The 16,733-nt window shown below is 73.6% G+C and carries 14 protein-coding genes and 1 pseudogene; 6 read left to right on the forward strand and 9 right to left on the reverse strand.

The window, feature by feature from the left end; genetic code table 11:
• Positions 1–91: 91 nt before the first annotated feature.
• Positions 92–1,066 (forward strand): hypothetical protein, encoded by a 975-nt coding sequence (locus tag AB0398_RS07500; RefSeq protein ID WP_366372901.1) that lies wholly within the window; start codon positions 92–94, stop codon positions 1,064–1,066.
• Between the two features lie 63 nt (positions 1,067–1,129).
• Positions 1,130–2,662, forward strand: coding sequence for an amino acid permease (locus tag AB0398_RS07505; protein WP_366372902.1), 1,533 nt, complete (start codon positions 1,130–1,132; stop codon positions 2,660–2,662).
• 144 nt (positions 2,663–2,806) lie between these two features.
• Here AB0398_RS07505 and AB0398_RS07510 read toward each other — a convergent pair whose 3' ends face one another.
• Entirely contained in the window at positions 2,807–3,568 is a 762-nt protein-coding gene (locus tag AB0398_RS07510; protein ID WP_366372903.1) for a GntR family transcriptional regulator, read from the reverse strand.
• Between the two features lie 183 nt (positions 3,569–3,751).
• On the opposite strand from AB0398_RS07510, the gene AB0398_RS07515 reads away from it, so the two are divergent.
• Positions 3,752–5,092, forward strand: coding sequence for a DUF2252 domain-containing protein (locus AB0398_RS07515; RefSeq protein ID WP_366372904.1), 1,341 nt, complete (start codon positions 3,752–3,754; stop codon positions 5,090–5,092).
• Between the two features lie 53 nt (positions 5,093–5,145).
• On the opposite strand, the gene AB0398_RS07520 is transcribed toward AB0398_RS07515, so the two are convergent.
• The 6 genes from AB0398_RS07520 to dhaK form a co-directional block, all read right to left on the reverse strand.
• On the reverse strand, positions 5,146–6,537 hold the full coding sequence (locus tag AB0398_RS07520) for an FAD-dependent monooxygenase (protein WP_366372905.1): 1,392 nt from the start codon (positions 6,535–6,537) through the stop codon (positions 5,146–5,148).
• A 69-nt stretch (positions 6,538–6,606) separates the two neighbouring features.
• A complete protein-coding gene (locus AB0398_RS07525; RefSeq protein WP_366372906.1) occupies positions 6,607–7,146 on the reverse strand; it encodes a PadR family transcriptional regulator in 540 nt (179 codons plus the stop codon).
• Positions 7,147–7,243: 97 nt separating this feature from the next.
• On the reverse strand, positions 7,244–9,259 hold the full coding sequence (locus AB0398_RS07530) for an NADPH-dependent 2,4-dienoyl-CoA reductase (protein ID WP_366372907.1): 2,016 nt from the start codon (positions 9,257–9,259) through the stop codon (positions 7,244–7,246).
• Positions 9,260–9,512: 253 nt separating this feature from the next.
• Positions 9,513–9,938, reverse strand: a complete 426-nt coding sequence (locus tag AB0398_RS07535) for a PTS fructose transporter subunit IIA (RefSeq protein WP_366372908.1) — start codon at positions 9,936–9,938, stop codon at positions 9,513–9,515.
• Complete coding sequence (gene dhaL / locus AB0398_RS07540) at positions 9,935–10,570, reverse strand: dihydroxyacetone kinase subunit DhaL (RefSeq protein ID WP_366372909.1); 636 nt, start codon at positions 10,568–10,570, stop codon at positions 9,935–9,937. Before dhaL ends, AB0398_RS07535 begins: the two co-directional genes overlap by 4 nt.
• 46 nt (positions 10,571–10,616) lie before the next feature.
• Positions 10,617–11,609 (reverse strand): dihydroxyacetone kinase subunit DhaK, encoded by a 993-nt coding sequence (dhaK, locus tag AB0398_RS07545; RefSeq protein WP_366372910.1) that lies wholly within the window; start codon positions 11,607–11,609, stop codon positions 10,617–10,619.
• Positions 11,610–12,203: 594 nt separating this feature from the next.
• On the opposite strand from dhaK, the gene AB0398_RS07550 reads away from it, so the two are divergent.
• On the forward strand, positions 12,204–13,523 hold the full coding sequence (locus AB0398_RS07550) for a hemolysin family protein (RefSeq protein WP_366372911.1): 1,320 nt from the start codon (positions 12,204–12,206) through the stop codon (positions 13,521–13,523).
• Positions 13,520–14,539, forward strand: a complete 1,020-nt coding sequence (locus AB0398_RS07555) for a hemolysin family protein (RefSeq protein WP_366372912.1) — start codon at positions 13,520–13,522, stop codon at positions 14,537–14,539. The genes AB0398_RS07550 and AB0398_RS07555 overlap by 4 nt, the downstream gene beginning before the upstream one ends.
• Positions 14,540–14,793: 254 nt before the next feature.
• On the opposite strand, the pseudogene AB0398_RS07560 reads toward AB0398_RS07555, so the two are convergent.
• Positions 14,794–14,925, reverse strand: a pseudogene (locus AB0398_RS07560) (nitroreductase/quinone reductase family protein); the annotation flags it as partial.
• 53 nt (positions 14,926–14,978) lie between these two features.
• Positions 14,979–15,854, reverse strand: a complete 876-nt coding sequence (locus tag AB0398_RS07565; RefSeq protein ID WP_366372913.1) for an NAD(P)-binding domain-containing protein — start codon at positions 15,852–15,854, stop codon at positions 14,979–14,981.
• Between the two features lie 108 nt (positions 15,855–15,962).
• Between AB0398_RS07565 and AB0398_RS07570 the strand changes: the two genes are divergently transcribed.
• Positions 15,963–16,535 carry a TetR/AcrR family transcriptional regulator gene (locus AB0398_RS07570; protein ID WP_366372914.1) on the forward strand — a complete coding sequence of 191 codons (573 nt, stop codon included), beginning with the start codon at positions 15,963–15,965 and terminating at the stop codon, positions 16,533–16,535.
• Positions 16,536–16,733 lie beyond the last annotated feature (198 nt).

The raw sequence follows: 16,733 nt of genomic DNA on the forward strand, positions 1-16,733 counted from the left end.
CCGATCAACGGCCGGGACACCGTCCACGGGGCTGACCACCCCTCCCCATCCACCGAGGAACCATGCCGCCCACACCACGCCCCGCCCCCTGATGGCCGGCCAAGGCTTCCGGCCCGTCTACCACCCGGCGGGCCACGACCACGCCCTGCGCCAGGCACTCCAGGACTTACGCACCGGCCGCTGGGTGGCCATGGCCCGACTGCTCGAAGAGACCTCCGACTGGGGTGCCTGGACCCGGCGCACCCAGGTCCTCGCTGCCGTCGCCGCCGGCACCGACGTCGTCCGCACCTGGCGCGACGAGGAGCCCGGGAGCCCCGCCGCGGCCGTGATGCACAGCCGCGTCGCCGTCGAGCGGGCCGTACGCGCCCACCGCTCCGGCCACGCCCGCGCCGGGCAGCTGTGGCAGGAGGCCAGGGCCGCCTGCCACGAGGCGGTCGACCGCTCGCCCGCCGATCCGGTGCCCTGGATCGGACTGCTCGCCCTCGCCGCCCTCGACGGCCCCCAGCACCTGGCCGAGCACCGGGTCGCCCCGCCCGCCCCCATGCTGCCGCCCGGCCCCTGGGGCCTGCTCGCCGAGTCGGAGAAGCGCCACCCGTACAACCGCGAGGCGCACCACCGCATGCTCCAGTTCGTCTACGCCCGGCGCTCCGGACCGCTCTCCGAAGCCGTCAACTACTCCCACTGGGCCGCCTCCTCCGCGCCCGTCGGCTCCGCCCTGCACGCCCTTCCGCTCTACGTGCGCGTCGAGCGCTACCGGCGCGAGCGCGGCCACGAGCGCGCCCTCGACCTGCACTGGGTCGCCGAGGACGCCGTGCGCGACGCCCAGCGGGCCCTGGATACCTGGTTCTTCTTCTGCGCCGTCGACGAGGCCTCCCTGCTCGACCTCAACCACCTGGCGCACGCCCTCTTCGGCGCCCTCCGCTTCACCGACGCCACCCGGGTCTTCGAGGCGCTCGGGCCGTACTACACGACGCTGCCGTGGGCCGACCGGACCGCCCGCCCGGACGACCGCGTCCTCGCCGAGGAGTTCTTCCTGCGGGCCCGCGCCCGCTGTCTCGGCGACTGACGCCCCGGCCCGCGCCCGCCCTTCCGCTCACCCCCGTACCCGTTTTCCGTCCCCGGAGGAACCATGGCCCGCACCGACGCCCCGACCGACGCGATACGCAAGCCACCGCCCGTCCAGGACGAGGAGGAGCGGCTGAGAGAGCTCGGCTACCAGCCCGTCCTCGCCCGCCGCATGGGCGGCTTCGGCAACTTCGCGATCAGCTTCTCGGTCATCTCGGTCCTCTCCGGCTGCATGACCCTCTACGGCTTCGGCCTGGGGACCGGCGGCCCCGCCGTCATGCTGTGGGGCTGGGCGGGCGTCGGCCTCTTCGTCCTCTGCGTCGGCCTCGCCCTCGCCGAGGTCACCAGCGCCTACCCCACCTCCGGCGCCCTCTACTACATGGCCGACCGGCTCGGCGGACGCCGCTGGGGCTGGTACACCGGCTGGCTGAACCTCCTCGGCCTGCTCGGCGCCATCGCCGGAATCGACTACGGCGCCGCCCTCTTCACCGGGGCCTTCCTCAACCTCCAGTGGGGCTTCCAGCCCACGGCCGGCTCGACCTTCCTCATCTTCCTGGCCATCCTGCTGCTCCACGCCGTCCTGAACCTCTTCGGCGTCCGCCTGGTCAGCGTCCTGAACTCCGTCAGCGTCTGGTGGCACCTGGCCGGTGTCGCCGTCATCGTCGGCGCCCTCGCGATCGTCCCGGACCGCCACCAGTCCGCCGAGTTCGTCTTCACCGAGTTCGTCAACGACACCGGCTGGGCCAACCCCTTCTACGTCGCCGCGATCGGCCTACTCCTGGCCCAGTACACCTTCAGCGGCTACGACGCCTCGGCCCACCTCTCCGAGGAGACCTCGAACGCCTCCGTCGCCGCCGCCAAGGGCATCGTGCGGGCCATCTGGGTCTCCTGGATCGCCGGCTTCGCCCTGCTCGCCGGACTGACCTTCGCGATCCAGGACTACGCCGCCACGCAGAACAGCGCCACCGGCGTCCCGCCCGCCCAGATCCTCCTGGACGCGCTCGGCACCGGCGGGGCCACCGCCCTGCTGCTCATCGTGATCGTCGCCCAGCTCTTCTGCGGCAACGCCGAGGTGGCCGCGGCGAGCCGGATGGTCTTCGCCTTCAGCCGGGACAACGCCCTTCCCGGCTCGGCGCTCTGGCGCAAGGTCAGCACCCGCACCCAGACCCCCGTCCCGGCCGTCTGGCTCTCGGTCGGCGTGGCCGCGCTCATCGCCGTGCCCTCGCTGTACTCGGCCACCGCCTACGGCGCGGTGACCGCCATCAACGTCATCGGCATCACGCCCGCCTACGCCATCCCGATCTACCTGCGGCTGCGCGCCGGGAAGCGGTTCACCCCCGGCCCGTGGAGCCTGGGCCGCTGGAGCAGGCCGATCGGCTGGACCGCCGTCGTCTGGGTGGCCCTGGTGACCGTCCTCTTCTGCCTGCCGCAGAAGTCGCCGGTGACGGTCGACACCATGAACTACGCCGTCATCGCCCTCGCCGTCGTCCTCGTCCTGGCCAGCGTCTGGTGGTACGTCGCCCGCCGCTCGTACGGCACGCCGACCGCGTACGGCACGGCCCGCGAGGAGGCGGACATCGCGGAGGGGATCGTCTAGGACCCACCGGATCCCGATCCGCCGGACAGGTCCCGGGGCCCCGCCCCGATCCGCCGGCCGGGCACCGGGGTCTCGTACGGAAAGCTTCGCACGGGAACGCCCGGGCCGGCCCGTCGCCGCCCGGGCGTCCCCGTGTCCGCGTCCTCAGGCGCTGAACTCGTAGGTCCAGGCGGCCGAGCGGGCCGCGACATCGATGTCGGTGATCTCCAGGGCGCGCCCGTGCTGGTCGCTGACCACCCGGTGGACCAGCAGTCGGGCCGTGCCGCCGGCCGCCGTCCCGGGGTCGGCGGGGACGCCCACCGACTCCCGGTGGACGACCCGCAGCCCCGCCTGGTGCATCCAGTGGTAGAGGAGCCGCAGATCGGGCTGCTGCCGGTGGTCCCGGCCCCGCCGGTAGCGGGCCAGCTGGGGGATCTCGGCGAGCGCCGGCCGGGAGAACCACGACACCGCCCGCTGGAGCGCCGCTCCCCGCGGATCGAGCACCGCGTGCCGGTGGACGAGCGTCGGTTCGCCGGGGGCGAGCAGGAGGCGCGGGGCGAGCGGGACGGGCGCCGGCTCCCAGGCGAGCGAGGCCCGCACCAGCGTTCCCGCCGCGCGGGGCCCGCCGGGAAAGCTCGGCCGGTGGACCCTCGGGGCGGGTCCGGGCTCCTCGGCACCGGCCTCCGCCCCCGGCCCCGCGGCGAAGGTGCCGCGCCGGTCGGTGACGACGAGCCCCTCGTCGCGCAGGAGCTGGAGCGCGCTCCGCACGGTCTGCCGGTTGACGTGGTATCGCTGGGACAGCGAACGCTCCGAAGGGAGCCGGCTGCCGGGGGAGATGCGCCGCTGGGCGAGATCCTCACGCAGGGCGGCGGCGACCCGGAGGTAGAGCGGCACTTCCGCCGCCGCCCCGGAATCGGGCTCGGCCATGATCAACCCTCTCTTTGCTCAGCGTGACCGCATGGGCCGTATGGGTGATCAATTCCTATCATTGGTCTAAACCATTTTGCCAGTCCCGGCGGAAAGAGTGGCCGAAACGCGCGTTGCGCCTTGTAATGAGGTTCCAGGTGACGGGGGCGAGTCCGCCCCGGCGGAGGAGGCGGGTGAGGCCGGATGACGACGTCGTCGGAGCGCGCCGCACGGGGCAGGGAGGCCCGCAAGCACGTCTCCCGATCCTCCCACGGCCGCTGGATACCCAGCTCCCAGCGCCCCGATCCGCTGGGCGTCCTGGAGCGCCAGGCCCAGGACCGGCTGCCCGACCTCGTCCCCCTCCGGTACGGCAGGATGGTGGCCTCCCCCTTCGCGTTCCTGCGCGGCGCCGCCGCCGTCATGGCCGCCGACCTCGGCGCCCAGCCCGACACCGGACTCACCGTCCAGCTCTGCGGCGACGCCCACCTCCTCAACTTCGGCGTCTACGCCTCACCCGAACGGACGCTCCTCTTCGACGTGAACGACTTCGACGAGACCCTCCCCGGGCCCTTCGAATGGGACGTGAAGCGGCTCGCCGCGAGCATCACCGTCGCCGCCCTCCAGAACGGCGGCACCCGGCCCAAGGCCCGCCGCGCCGCCCTCGTCGCCGTCGAGTCGTACCGCACGTCCATGCGCCGCCTCGCCGGCCTCGGGGAACTCGACGTCTGGTACGAGCGGATCGCCGCCGACGACCTCCTGGCCCTGGTCCACCGCAGCGACCGCGCCCGCCTGGAGAACCGGCTCGCCCGCGCCCGCCGGCGCACCAGTCTCCAGGCGTTCGCCAAGCTCACCGAGGCGGACGCGACCGGGCACCGGCACCTCGTCGAAGACCCGCCGCTCCTCGAACGCACCACGGACATCGACCGGATCACCCTCGGCAAGGTCTTCAGCGACTACCGCAGCTCCCTCGCCGAGGAACGGCGGCTCCTCCTCGACCGCTACCGCTTCCTCGACGCCGCCCGCAAGGTCGTCGGGGTCGGCAGCGTCGGCACCCGCTGCTTCGTCCTCCTCCTCGAAGGCCGCGACGAGGGCGACCCGCTCATCCTCCAGATCAAGGAGGCCGGCCACTCCGTCCTGGAGGAGTACCTGGCACCGACCGCCTACCCCCACCAGGGACAGCGGGTCGTCTGCGGCCAGCGGATCGTCCAGGCCGCCGGCGACATCTTCCTCGGCTGGATGACCGGCCCCGAACAGCGCCACTTCTACTGGCGCCAACTGCGCGACATGAAGGGCTCGGCCGAGGTGGAGACCATGTCCCCGGCCACCCTGCGGGACTACGCGCGGCTCTGCGGCCGGGCCCTGGCCCGCGCCCACGCCCGCTCCGGGGACCGCGTCGCCATCGCCGCCTACCTCGGCGGCTCGGACGTCTTCGACCGCGCCGTCGCCGACTTCGCCCTCGCCTACGCCCACCAGAACGCCGACGACTACGCGGCGCTCGGCGCGGCCATCGCCGCCGGCATGATCGCGGCGGCCCCCGTCGCCTGAACCGGACGGCGGCCGCCGTCGGCCCGGGCACCCGGGGGCCTCACCGGGAAGGCCTACGCGTCGCGCCGCAGCGGCGGTTCGGCGGGCGTCTCGAAGGGCGGCCCGAAGAGCACCGCCCGGGCCACCGACGGGGCGAACAGGGCCGTCAGCGGACCGGTCAGGGCGATCGCCGCGCGGAACGGCGTCCCCACCACCGGGTCGCCCGAGACCCGGCCGAGCACCCGGTCCAGGTACCAGCCGACCGCCCGGTCCAGCGTCCCGGAGCGCACCGCGTCACCGGTCGCGCCGGGCATCTTCCGGTCGGACCCCGCCGAGATGTCCCAGGCCTGCCGCGAGGCGTCCAGGAGCGCCCGCTGCACCACCCGGGTCGTCGGCGTCCGCCCGGAGTCCGCGAGCGCCCGGCGCAGCGCGACCGCGTCGAGCGCGGCGACCGCCATCCCCTGCCCGTAGATCGGGTTGAAGGCGCACAGCGCGTCACCGGTGGCGAGGAAGCCCGCCGGGCGGCGCCCCGGACGGTCGTACCGGCGCCGGACGTTGGCGGTCTGCCGGAAGCCGTACACCGGTGACTCCGGCTCCGTCCGGGCCAGCCAGTCGCTGATCACCGGGTGCGGCAGCCGCTTGGCGTACTCCTCGAACGCGCCCTCCTCGGTGGGCGGTTCGTCGCCGCGCAGCCCCGAGAGGGTGACCAGGTGCCGCCCGTCGCCGAGCGGCAGCACCACACCGCCGTACGGCTGTGAGGGGTTCGGCACGACGTAGTAGCCGAGGGCGTCCGTGTCCGGGCCGCCAGCCGGGGACCCGTAGACCCGGGTGGCGTACGCCAGACCCGTGTCGAGGGTCTCCTCGTGCGGCGCCTCCGCGCCGATGCCGGTCAGCCAGTCCGCGGCCTTCGTGGACCGCCCGGAGGCGTCCACCACGAGATCGGCCGCCAGGGTACGGGTCTCCCCGCCGGCCCCCGCGCCGCGCTCCCGCAGCCGTACGCCCCGCACGCGCGAGGAGTCGCCGGCCAGGCCCACGGTCTCGACGCCCTCGACCAGTTCGATCCGCGGATCGGCGAGCACCCGCCGCCGCACCAGCCACTCCAGCTGGGGGCGGGGGCCGGAGTAGAAGTGCACGGCGGCGGACGTGCGGCGGTACCACCTGCCGTCCTGCCACTGGACCATGTCCTCGGGCATGCCCACCCTCGGCGCGCCGAGTCCCCGCAGCTCGTCCATGAAGCCGGGGAGCAGTTCGTCGAGCGCCCGCTGTCCGCCCTCGACGAGGACGTGGAGGTGCCGGCCCTGCGGGACGCCGGGCCTCGCCTCCGGCTCCCCGGGGAGGCGGTCGCGCTCGACGACCGTCACCCTCTCCGCGTGCTCGGCGAGGACCCGCGCGGCGAGCAGCCCGGCGAGACTTCCCCCGATGACCACCGCGTGACGTGTCGTACGGTGCCCCAAGTCGTCGGCCATACCAGCCCTTTCGTGTCGTGGAACCGGCAGCCCCCAGTATCGCCCGGCACCGGCCCCCGACCGCCGGGGCTACCCCTCCCGATCCAGTTCCGTAAGGGCGTCGGTCAGCCATTCCACCCAGAAGCGCTCCAGATCGATCCCGCCGTGTAGGACGAGATGGCGCAGCCGGTCCGGCTCGGCGCTCCGCCGCTCGTCCGGGAAGTCCTTGACCTCGATCGCGAGGTACTCCTCCAACTGCTCCCGGTGCAGGGCGAGGTGGCGCTCCAGCTCGGCCCTGAGCCCGGTCGCGCCGACCATCGCGGCCGCCCGCATCCGCAGCAGCAGGGACGACCGCATCGGCTTGGGGTCCTCGGGCCTGGCGACCCAGTCGCCCAGCTCGGCGCGGCCCGCGGGCAGCACCTCGTACTCCTTCCGCTGCCCCCGGACGGGCACCGGGGCGGGCAGGGCGCGGATGTGCCCCGCCTGCTCCAGCCTTCCCAGCTCGCGGTAGATCTGCTGGTGCGTGGCCGACCAGAAGTATCCGATCGACTTGTCGAAGCGGCGCGTCAGTTCGAGGCCGGAGGACGGCTTCTCGAGCAGCGCGGTGAGGATCGCGTGCGGGAGGGACATGCTCGCATCCTAGGTTCGGGGGTCCGCCGCGACCGCCGTGACCGGGGCGGTCACGACGGTCGCGACGGGCGCGGCGGGGGTGGTCACCGCGCGGCGGTCACAGGGCGGCGGCGAGCCGGGTGCCCTGGTCGACGGCCCGCTTGGCGTCCAGCTCGGCTGCGACGTCCGCGCCGCCGATGAGGTGCGCGGTGCGGCCTGCGGCCACCAGCTCCTCGTACAGGTCCCGCCGTGGCTCCTGGCCCGCGCAGAGCACGACCGTGTCGACCGGGAGCAGCCGCGCCTCGCCGCCGATCGTGACGTGCAGGCCCTCGTCGTCGATCCGGTCGTACGTCACGCCCGCCACCATGGCCACGCCGCGGTGCTTGAGCTCGGTGCGGTGGATCCACCCGGTCGTCTTGCCCAGCCCCGCGCCGACCTTGCTCTCCTTGCGCTGGAGCAGGTGCACCTGGCGCGGGGGAGCGTTCCGCTCGGGCGTCCGCAGCCCGCCCCGGTTCTCGTACGAGGTGTCCACGCCCCACTGGCGGAAGTACGTCTCGGGGTCCCGGCTCGCGCCCTCCCCGCCGTCCGTGAGGAACTCCGCGACGTCGAAGCCGATGCCGCCGGCGCCGATGACCGCGACCCGCTCGCCGACCGGCGCGCCGTCCCGCAGCACGTCCAGGTAGCTGACGACGCTCGGGTGGTCCACGCCCTCGATGGCGGGGGTGCGCGGGGAGACGCCGGTGGCGACCACGACCTCGTCGTAGCCGTCCAGGTCGGACGCCGCGACCGGGGTGTTCAGGCGCACCTCGACACCGCGCTCGTCGAGCTGGACGCGGAAGTAGCGCAGCGTCTCGTCGAACTCGTCCTTGCCCGGCACCCGCTTGGCGACGTTGAGCTGGCCGCCGATCTCGGCGGCGGCGTCGAAGAGGGTGACGGCGTGGCCGCGTTCGGCCGCCGACACCGCGCAGGCGAGCCCGGCCGGGCCCGCGCCGACCACCGCGATCCGCTTGGCGCGGCGGGTGGGGGAGAGGACGAGCTCGGTCTCGTGGCAGGCGCGCGGGTTGACCAGGCAGGAGGTGATCTTCAGGCTGAAGGTGTGGTCCAGGCAGGCCTGGTTGCAGCCGATGCAGGTGTTGATGGTGTCGGCACGGCCGGCCGTGGCCTTGGCGACGAAGTCCGGGTCGGCCAGGAACGGGCGGGCCAGGGAGACCAGGTCGGCGCGCCCGTCGGCGAGGATCTCCTCGGCGACCTCGGGGGTGTTGATGCGGTTGCTGGTGACGAGCGGGACGGAGACCTCGCCCATCAGCCTCTTCGTCACCCAGGTGTAGGCGCCGCGCGGCACGGAGGTGGCGATGGTGGGGATGCGCGCCTCGTGCCAGCCGATGCCGGTGTTGATGATGGTGGCGCCGGCGGCCTCGATCTCCTTGGCCAGCCGGACGACCTCCTCCAGGGTGGAGCCGCCGGGGACGAGGTCCAGCATCGAGAGGCGGTAGACGAGGATGAAGTCCTCGCCGACCCGCTCGCGGATCCGGCGGACGATCTCCAGCGGGAAGCGGACGCGGTTCTCGTACGAGCCGCCCCAGCGGTCGGTGCGCCGGTTGGTCGCGGCGGCGATGAACTCGTTGACGAGGTAGCCCTCGGAGCCCATCACCTCGACGCCGTCGTACCCGGCCTCCCGGGCGAGCTCGGCGCAGCGGACGTAGTCCTCGACGGTCTGCTCGACCTCGGCGTCGGTCAGCTCGTTCGGCGGGAAGGGACTGATGGGGGCCTTGAGGGCGCTGGGCGCGACCAGGGCGGGGTGGTACGCGTACCGGCCGAAGTGCAGGATCTGCATCGCGATCCGGCCGCCCTCCCGGTGCACGGCGTCGGTGATGAGCCGGTGCTCGGCGACCTCCTCGGCGGTGGTGAGCTTGGCCCCGCCGTCCCAGGGCCGGCCGGCCTCGTTGGGCGCGATGCCACCGGTGACGATCAGGCCCACGCCGCCGCGGGCGCGCTCGGCGTAGAAGGCGGCCATGCGCTCGAACCCGTGCTCGGCCTCCTCCAGACCGACGTGCATCGAGCCCATGATCACCCGGTTGGGCAGGGTGGTGAACCCGAGGTCGAGCGGGCTCAGCAGATGCGGGTACGGGGTCATGAGGGCGCCTCCTCGCGCAGGATCGTCACCCCCTGTTGTAGGGGACCCCTGCGGGTTCTGCAACTAGTTGCAGAAGAATCGGGGCGTGATGTCTACTACTCGGTAACAGATGTGCGGTGGCAGGGCGGGGGAGGGGCGGAGGCACCCGGGCGGGAGCGCGGGCCCCTGGGATCTTAGGGCCCCGGGATCTTAGGATCCCTGGATCTTAGGGCCCCGGGACCCTTGGCCCCCGGGCCCGCATCCCCGCCGGGGCTCACGCCTTCCGGTAGGAGTACGCCTCCGAGGCCGCGGCCACCACCGCGTCGAGGTCCCCGCCCGCGCTCGCCGTCACCACCGCGGCGACCGCGCCCTCGACGAAGGGCGCGTCCACCAGGCGGGAGCCCCCGGGCAGCTCGTCACCCTCGGCCAGCATCGCCTTCACGGTGAGCACGGCGCTGCCCAGGTCGGCCAGGAGCGCCACTCCGGCACCCCGGTCGACGGCCCTCGCCGCCGCGCCGATCAGCTCGGAGCTCGTCCCCAGACCGCCGTCCGGGGTCCCGCCCGCCGGGAGCACCAGGGGCGGCCCCTCGCCGCCCGCGAGCCCCAGGGCCAGCTCGGCCACCGCCGAGGCGACCGACGCGCTGTGCGAGACGAGCACCACGCCGACGGGCGCCGCGCCGTCCGCTTCCGACGGGCTCATGCCTCCTCCCCTTCCACGGCCTCTTCCGCGGCCGCCGTCTCGGCGAGCGCCGCGAACAGCAGGGCCGACGAGGCCGCCCCCGGGTCCTGGTGCCCGATCGACCGCTCGCCCAGATAACTCGCCCTGCCCTTGCGCGCCCGCAGGGGCACGGTCGCGACGGCGCCCTCGTCGGCGGCGGCGCGGGCCGCCGCGAACGACTCCCGCAGCGCCTCCACGGCCGGTACGAGCGCGTCCAGCATCGTCTTGTCGCCCACCTGGGCCCCGCCCAGCTGCGACACGGCCTCCACACCGGCGCCGAGCGCCTCCGCGAGCCGCTCCCGGCCGACCCGCCCGTCGTCGCCGAGGGCCTTCCCCGCGCGCCGGAGGAGCGTCCCGTACAGCGGTCCGGACGCGCCGCCCACCGTGGAGATCAGCTGCCGTCCGGCGGTGGTGAGGACCGCGCCGGGCGTCCCGGGCGGCTCCTTCGCCAGGGTCTCGGCCACGGCGGCGAACCCCCGCTTCAGATTGGCGCCGTGGTCGGCGTCGCCGATCGCCGAGTCCAGCTCGGTGAGCCGGTCCGCCTCGCGGCCGACGCTCCCGGCCACCGCCGCCAGCCAGCGCGTCAGGAACTCCGCGCCGTAGGTCTCCGTCATGCCGTCTCCCACTCCCGTGCCGTCGTCCGTCGCTCCACCCTCCGCCTCACAGTCCCCAGCGCAGGGCGGGGGTCCGTACGGGCGCGTCCCACAGGCGCAGCAGCTCCTCGTCCGCCTCGCACAGGGTCACCGAGCAGCCCGCCATGTCGAGCGAGGTCACGTAGTTCCCCACCAGCGTCCGGGCCACCGGCACCCCGCGCTCGGTGAGCACCCGCTGCACCTCGGCGTTGAAGCCGTACAGCTCCAGGAGCGGGGTCGCGCCCATCCCGTTCACCAGGGCGAGGACCGGACCGGACGGGCGCAGGTCCTCCAGGACGGCGTCGACGGTGAAGTCCGCGATCTCCCGCGAGGTCATCATGGCCCGCCGCTCGCGGCCCGGCTCGCCGTGGATGCCGACGCCCAACTCCAGCTCCCCGTCCGGGAGGTCGAAGGTGGGGCCGCCCTTGGCGGGGGTGGCGCAGGCGCTCAGGGCCACCCCGAAGGAGCGGGACCGCTCGTTCACCCGGCGGGCGATCGACTCCACGCGCTCCAGCGGGGCCCCCTCCTCGGCGGCGGCCCCGGCGATCTTCTCCACGAACAGCGTGGCCCCGGTACCGCGCCGCCCCGCCGTGTGGAGGCTGTCCCTCACCGCCACGTCGTCGTTCACGAGCACCTTGGCGACCTGGATCCCCTCGTCCTCGGCCAGCTCTGCCGCCATCTCGAAGTTCAGCACGTCCCCGGTGTAGTTCTTGACGACGAACAGCACCCCGGCACCACTGTCGACCGCGGCGGCGGCCCGCACCATCTGATCCGGGACCGGGGACGTGAAGACCTCACCGGGGCATGCGGCGGCGAGCATGCCGGGCCCCACGAACCCGCCGTGCAACGGCTCGTGCCCGGACCCGCCGCCGGACACCAGCGCCACCTTCCCCGCCACGGGCGCGTCCCGCCGCACCACGACCCGCCGCTCCACGTCCACGGTCAGCTCGGGATGCGCGGCGGCCATCCCGCGCAACGCGTCGGCGACGACGGTCTCCGGGACGTTGATCAGCATCCTCATGGGTACCTCCTGGTGAGGTGGACGGGCGAGTCTCTGGACAGGGTTCTTGCGGATCGGGCCGGATCGGGCCGGGTCGGGCCGGGTCGGGCCGGGGCGGGGCGGGATCGAGAGGGTGTGCCTCGTGTGTGCGCGGCATGGCGAAATTATCGGCGTTCGACCGCCTGCGCGCACGGGTGCGGCTCCGTGCTTCGCTCGCGAGTCGCAGGGCGCGGGTCGCGGTCGGAGAGCAGAAGAACAGGGAGGGGCGCCTCGCCGGAGGCGCTCTCCTTCCCTGCGTCAGGAATCCGGCCCGGCGTTCCCGACACGCCGGTTGCCCGACCGGGTGACCCGCCCCTGGTCCTCGATGGCCGTTTGCCTTTCCTTTACAGTGATGTAGAAGATCCGCGTGCTTCCGCGATCATTTCCCCTCCGGAACGAGAAGGAGTGAGCGACCCGCGATGGGTGAGCCTCCCGGTACCCGCCGTCCCGTCGCCGTGTGATCCCGCGCCCTCCTCACGTACCCGCGGATACTCGGGTTCCGACCACCCTCCCCAGAAGGAGCACCTCCTTGTCCGCCAGAACGACCCGCCCCCACGCGCCCGGGGGCGGTGGCCGATGAACGCCGCTCTCGGCCTGTCGGCCGTCCTCGTGCTGACCGTCGGCACCGGCTACTTCGTCGCCCAGGAGTTCGCCTACGTCGCCGCCGACCGCCTCGCGCTCGCCCGGGAGGCCGAAGCCGGGGACAAGCGGGCGGCCCGCGCGCTGAAGGTCCTCGAACGCCTCTCGTTCATGCTCTCCGGCGCGCAGCTCGGCATCACCGTCACCGGCCTGGTCGTCGGCTTCCTCGCCGAACCGTCCGTCTCCGCGCTCCTCAGGCCCCTCCTGGAGGGCACGGGCCTGTCCGGTGGCGCGGTCTCCGCGATCTCCGTCGTCCTCGCCTTCGTCCTGGCCACCGTCCTGCAGATGGTCCTGGGCGAACTCGCGCCGAAGAACCTGGCGCTGGCGGTGCCCGAGCGGCTGGCCAAGTCGCTGGCTCCCTCCACCCTCCTCTACCTGAGGATCGTGGGCCCGGTCGTCCACGTCTTCGACGGCGCCGCCAACAAGCTGCTGCGCAAGGTCGGCATCGAGCCGGTCGAGGAGCTGCACCACGGCGCGACACTGGAGGAGCTGAGCCATCTGATCGGCGAGTCCCACGAACAGGGCGAGCTGCCGCCCGCCACCGCCGAGCTGCTCGACCACGCCCTGGAGTTCTCCGAGCGCACCATGGCCGAGGTCATGGTGCCGCGCGCCGACGCCGTCTTCGTACGCAAGGACGCCACCCTCGACGAAGCCGTGGAGCTGATCGCCCGGCACGGCCACTCCAACTACCCGGTCCTCGGCGACCACCCCGACGACATCACCGGCGTCCTGGGCGTGAACGAGCTGATGCGCCTGCCCAGCACCACCTTCGGCACCACCACCGCGGGCGAGGCCGCCCGCCGCCCGCTCCTGCTGCCCGACACGCTGCCGCTGCCGAGGGCGGTGGCGCAGATGCGCGAGCGCGACGACGAGTTCGCCGTCGTCCTCGACGAGCACGGCGGCGTCGCCGGCGTCGTCACCTACGAGGACATCGCCGAGGAACTCATCGGCGACATCGCCGACGAGAACGACAGGATCGTCGCCGTGGCCGCTCCGGACGGCGAGGGCTGGCGGGTGGACGCGGGCCGGCGCCTCGACGAGATCGAGCAGGCCACCGGCATCGCCCTGCCCGAGGAGGACGACTACGACACCGTGGCCGGCCTGATCATCGACCGCCTCGGCCGCTTCCCGACCATCGGGGACCGGCTCACCGTGGACGACGTGCGGATCGAGGTCCTCAGCCTCGACCGCCACGTCCCCGAGCACGTCCGCATCGAGAGGGTCCGCACCGAGCAGGCCGAGGAGGCCCGGGCATGAGCTTCCCCATGGCACTTCTCGTCACCGTCCTGCTGCTGATCGGCAGCGGATTCTTCGTCGCCGCCGAGTTCGCCCTCGTCGCGGCCAAGCGCCACCGCATCGAGAAGGCCGTCGCCGAGGGGCAGCGCGGGGCCGGGGCGGCGCTCGCCGGCATGCGCGAACTGTCCCTGATGCTCGCCGGCGCCCAGCTCGGCATCACCCTGTGCACCCTCGGCCTCGGCGCGATCTCCAAGCCGGCCGTCTCCCACGAACTCGACCCGCTGCTGGTCGGGCTGGGCCTGCCCGCGACCCTCAGCTACGGGATCTCCTTCGCCGTCGCCATGATCGTCGTGGTCTTCCTCCACATGGTCGTCGGGGAGATGGCCCCCAAGTCCTGGGCCATCGCCCACCCCGAGCGCTCGGCCATACTCCTCACCCCGCCCTTCAGGGCCCTGGTCAAGACCGTGCGCCCGCTGATCTGGCTCCTCAACAAGGTCAGCAACGCGCTCGTGCGCCTGTGCCGCGTCCAGCCCCGCGACGAGCTGACCGCCGTCCACAACCGCGAACAGCTCACCCACCTCGTCGTGGAGTCCGAGCGGCTGGGACTGATCAACAAGACCGACTCCCAGCTCATCACCCGCTCCCTCGTCGAGCCCCAGACACCGGTGGCGCGCCTGCAGACCCCGACCGCCGACATCGTCACGGTCCCGGCCGGCGCCGACCTGGACGCCCTCCTGGCCCGGGCCTCCGAGGCGGGCCGCTCGCGCCTCCTGGTCCGCGACGGCGACCGGTTCCTCGGCTCGGTCCACGCCCGCGACGCCCTGGTCGCCCGCACCCGCGGCCGGGCCCTCACCGCCCGCGACCTCGCCCGCCCCGTACCCGAACTGACCACCGGCACCACGGTCTCCGAGGCAGTCGAACAACTGCGCCGCCGCCGCTCCTCCCTCGCCGTCGTGCGCGACGACGAGGGGACCCTCACCGGACTGGTCAGCCTCGACGACCTCCTCGTCCGGCTGATGGGACCGCAGACGGCCTGAGCCCCACGGGCCGCTCGCCGTCCGCGCCCGTCGTTCCCATGTCCCTGGGCTCGCCGAGTGCCGCGGTCACGTCGCTCCAGGCGGCTCCGCCGGACACCGGGCCCAGCCGGCCCGTCCTCGCCATGCCGGTCAGTACGTCGAGTATCTCCACGGGTCGGAGCCTGACAGGCGCTCCGGCCCGGCGGCCACCGGGTTTCGCGGGAGCGGCGGCGCGCCCCGGGCCGTTCGGCCCGGCCGGAGGCCGCCGCGGAGGGTCAGTGCGTGCGGTCGACGACCACCACCGGGATCTCGCGGCCGGTCGCCTCCTGATAGGCCCGGTACGACGGCACGGCCGCCACGACGAGGTCCCACAGCCGTGGTCTCTCCTCGGGCGTGGCGGTCCTCGCGGTCGCGAGGCGGGTCGATCGTACCGACGTGGCCGTCCGGGAGGCCGCGGCCCCTACGGTTTCGCCATCAGCTCCACCAGGGCGGAGAAGCTGTCCGCGGCACGGCCGGTGTCCATGCCGCGTCGGAAGAGTTCGACGACCGCGGCCGGGAGCGTGGTGCTGACCTCCGCGTCCGCGCTGGTGTGCAGGACGTGCTCGGCGCTGGCCATCCCCATGGCCAGGCGGTCCACGTCGCCGGTGTGCCGGCCGGCGTCGATGCGCTCGGCGTAGAAGGAGAAGAAGTCGGGCAGCGAGTTGGCGGTCTCCACGGCGTGCGGCAGGATGTCCGCCGCCTTCAGGCCGTTGGCCCCGGCGAGGGCCACGGCCTGCCAGTAGCCCAGCATGGCGGGCCAGAACATGACCATGCCGATCTGGTACATGAGCGCGGCGAGCCCCGGGTCCTCTCCCAGGTGGTCGGTCCGCCCGGTGATGACTTCGAGGGCGGGCCGGTGCCGGTCGAAGACCTGACGAGGGCCGCTGTAGAAGACCGACGATTCGGCCCGGCCGATCCCGGAGGGCGGCACGGTGACGCCGCCGGTCAGCTGGACGGCACCCCGCTCGGCCGCCCAGCGGGCCATGGCCCGGGCCTTCTCCGGTGTGTCCGAACCGAGGTTCACCAGGCTCCGGCCGGTCAGCGCGGCCTCGGCGGGTCCGAGCACGGCGTACACGGCGTCGTGGTCCGTGAGGCTGAGGACCACCAACTCGTGGGAGGCGAGGGCCTCCTCCACGGTCGGCGCGAGCACCGCCCCCCGTGCGACCAGGGCGTCCGCGCGCGACACGGTGCGGTTCCAGACGGTGACCTCGTATCCGTGGTCGAGGAAGGCGCCGGCCATGGCCCGCCCCATGGGGCCGAGGCCGATGACGGTCACCGACTGCTTGGTGTCGCTCATGGTAGATCTCCATCCTTCGCTAGAACGATCGCTCTATCCAGAGCGTGGCGAGAACGTACCACAGCACTAGAACGAACGATCTATCCAGTGGGCCGGTACGCTGCCCGCATGCAGACCAACACGCGGGACCGGATCGTCGTCGCAGCAGCACGCCTCCTGCAGCGGCAGGGCTACGTCGGTACGGGAATCAAGCAGATCGCCCAGGAGGCGCAGGCCACCCTCGGCTCCGTCTACCACTTCTTCCCGGGCGGCAAGGAGGCCGTCGGGGTGGCCGCGATCGAGCACGGCGCCGAGGAGTTCGGGACGCTCCTGCGGGAGGCGCTGGACGGCGAGGAGGACCCGGCGGAGGCGGTGGAGGCCTGCGCCCGGCAACTCGCCCACGAGCTGAGCGAGTCGGACTGGATCGAGGGCTGCCCGGTCACGGCGGCGGCCCTGGAGACGCTCGGGACCGGCTCGGAGATCCAGCGGGCGTGCGCCGACGCGCTGCGGAGCTGGGAGCAGCTGGTCCACGACAAGCTGCTGCGCTGCGGATTTCCCGCCCAGGACGCCCGGGAGCTGGCGGTCACCGTCGTCTGCGCCCTGGAGGGCGCCGAGGTCACGGCCCAGGTCGACCGCAGCGAGGAACCCTTGAGGGCGACAGGCCGGCAACTCGCCCGTCTCGTGCGCTCGTACGCGGTCTAGGGCCTGTCCGTCGCGGCGCCGGGTCGGCCACGGCCCCGGGGCCGGTCGGTACGCACCGCAGGGGACCGTGGCGTCGTACGGTGCCACGGTCCCCTGCGGTGCGTGCGAGGATCCCGCCGTGACCTGTCACGTGTGCGGACATGAGATGCGGGGCGGGAAGCGGATCGGTCCCGGGCCGCCCGCCGGCTCCGGCCGGCC

This window comes from Streptomyces sp. NPDC086147, from assembly GCF_040702165.1.
Lineage (GTDB): Bacteria > Actinomycetota > Actinomycetes > Streptomycetales > Streptomycetaceae > Streptomyces.

What these genes read in the sequence shown, in the direction of transcription:
- AB0398_RS07535 (WP_366372908.1), bottom strand. Translation starts at nt 9,938, where the DNA reads ATGAGCCCGTCGGAAGCGGACGGCGCGGCGCCCGTCGGCGTGGTGCTC.
- AB0398_RS07570 (WP_366372914.1), top strand. Translation starts at nt 15,963, where the DNA reads ATGCAGACCAACACGCGGGACCGGATCGTCGTCGCAGCAGCACGCCTC.
- AB0398_RS07530 (WP_366372907.1), bottom strand. Translation starts at nt 9,259, where the DNA reads ATGACCCCGTACCCGCATCTGCTGAGCCCGCTCGACCTCGGGTTCACC.
- AB0398_RS07565 (WP_366372913.1), bottom strand. Translation starts at nt 15,854, where the DNA reads ATGAGCGACACCAAGCAGTCGGTGACCGTCATCGGCCTCGGCCCCATG.
- dhaL (WP_366372909.1), bottom strand. Translation starts at nt 10,570, where the DNA reads ATGACGGAGACCTACGGCGCGGAGTTCCTGACGCGCTGGCTGGCGGCG.
- AB0398_RS07505 (WP_366372902.1), top strand. Translation starts at nt 1,130, where the DNA reads ATGGCCCGCACCGACGCCCCGACCGACGCGATACGCAAGCCACCGCCC.
- AB0398_RS07520 (WP_366372905.1), bottom strand. Translation starts at nt 6,537, where the DNA reads ATGGCCGACGACTTGGGGCACCGTACGACACGTCACGCGGTGGTCATC.
- dhaK (WP_366372910.1), bottom strand. Translation starts at nt 11,609, where the DNA reads ATGAGGATGCTGATCAACGTCCCGGAGACCGTCGTCGCCGACGCGTTG.
- AB0398_RS07515 (WP_366372904.1), top strand. Translation starts at nt 3,752, where the DNA reads ATGACGACGTCGTCGGAGCGCGCCGCACGGGGCAGGGAGGCCCGCAAG.
- AB0398_RS07555 (WP_366372912.1), top strand. Translation starts at nt 13,520, where the DNA reads ATGAGCTTCCCCATGGCACTTCTCGTCACCGTCCTGCTGCTGATCGGC.
- AB0398_RS07550 (WP_366372911.1), top strand. Translation starts at nt 12,204, where the DNA reads ATGAACGCCGCTCTCGGCCTGTCGGCCGTCCTCGTGCTGACCGTCGGC.
- AB0398_RS07525 (WP_366372906.1), bottom strand. Translation starts at nt 7,146, where the DNA reads ATGTCCCTCCCGCACGCGATCCTCACCGCGCTGCTCGAGAAGCCGTCC.
- AB0398_RS07510 (WP_366372903.1), bottom strand. Translation starts at nt 3,568, where the DNA reads ATGGCCGAGCCCGATTCCGGGGCGGCGGCGGAAGTGCCGCTCTACCTC.
- AB0398_RS07500 (WP_366372901.1), top strand. Translation starts at nt 92, where the DNA reads ATGGCCGGCCAAGGCTTCCGGCCCGTCTACCACCCGGCGGGCCACGAC.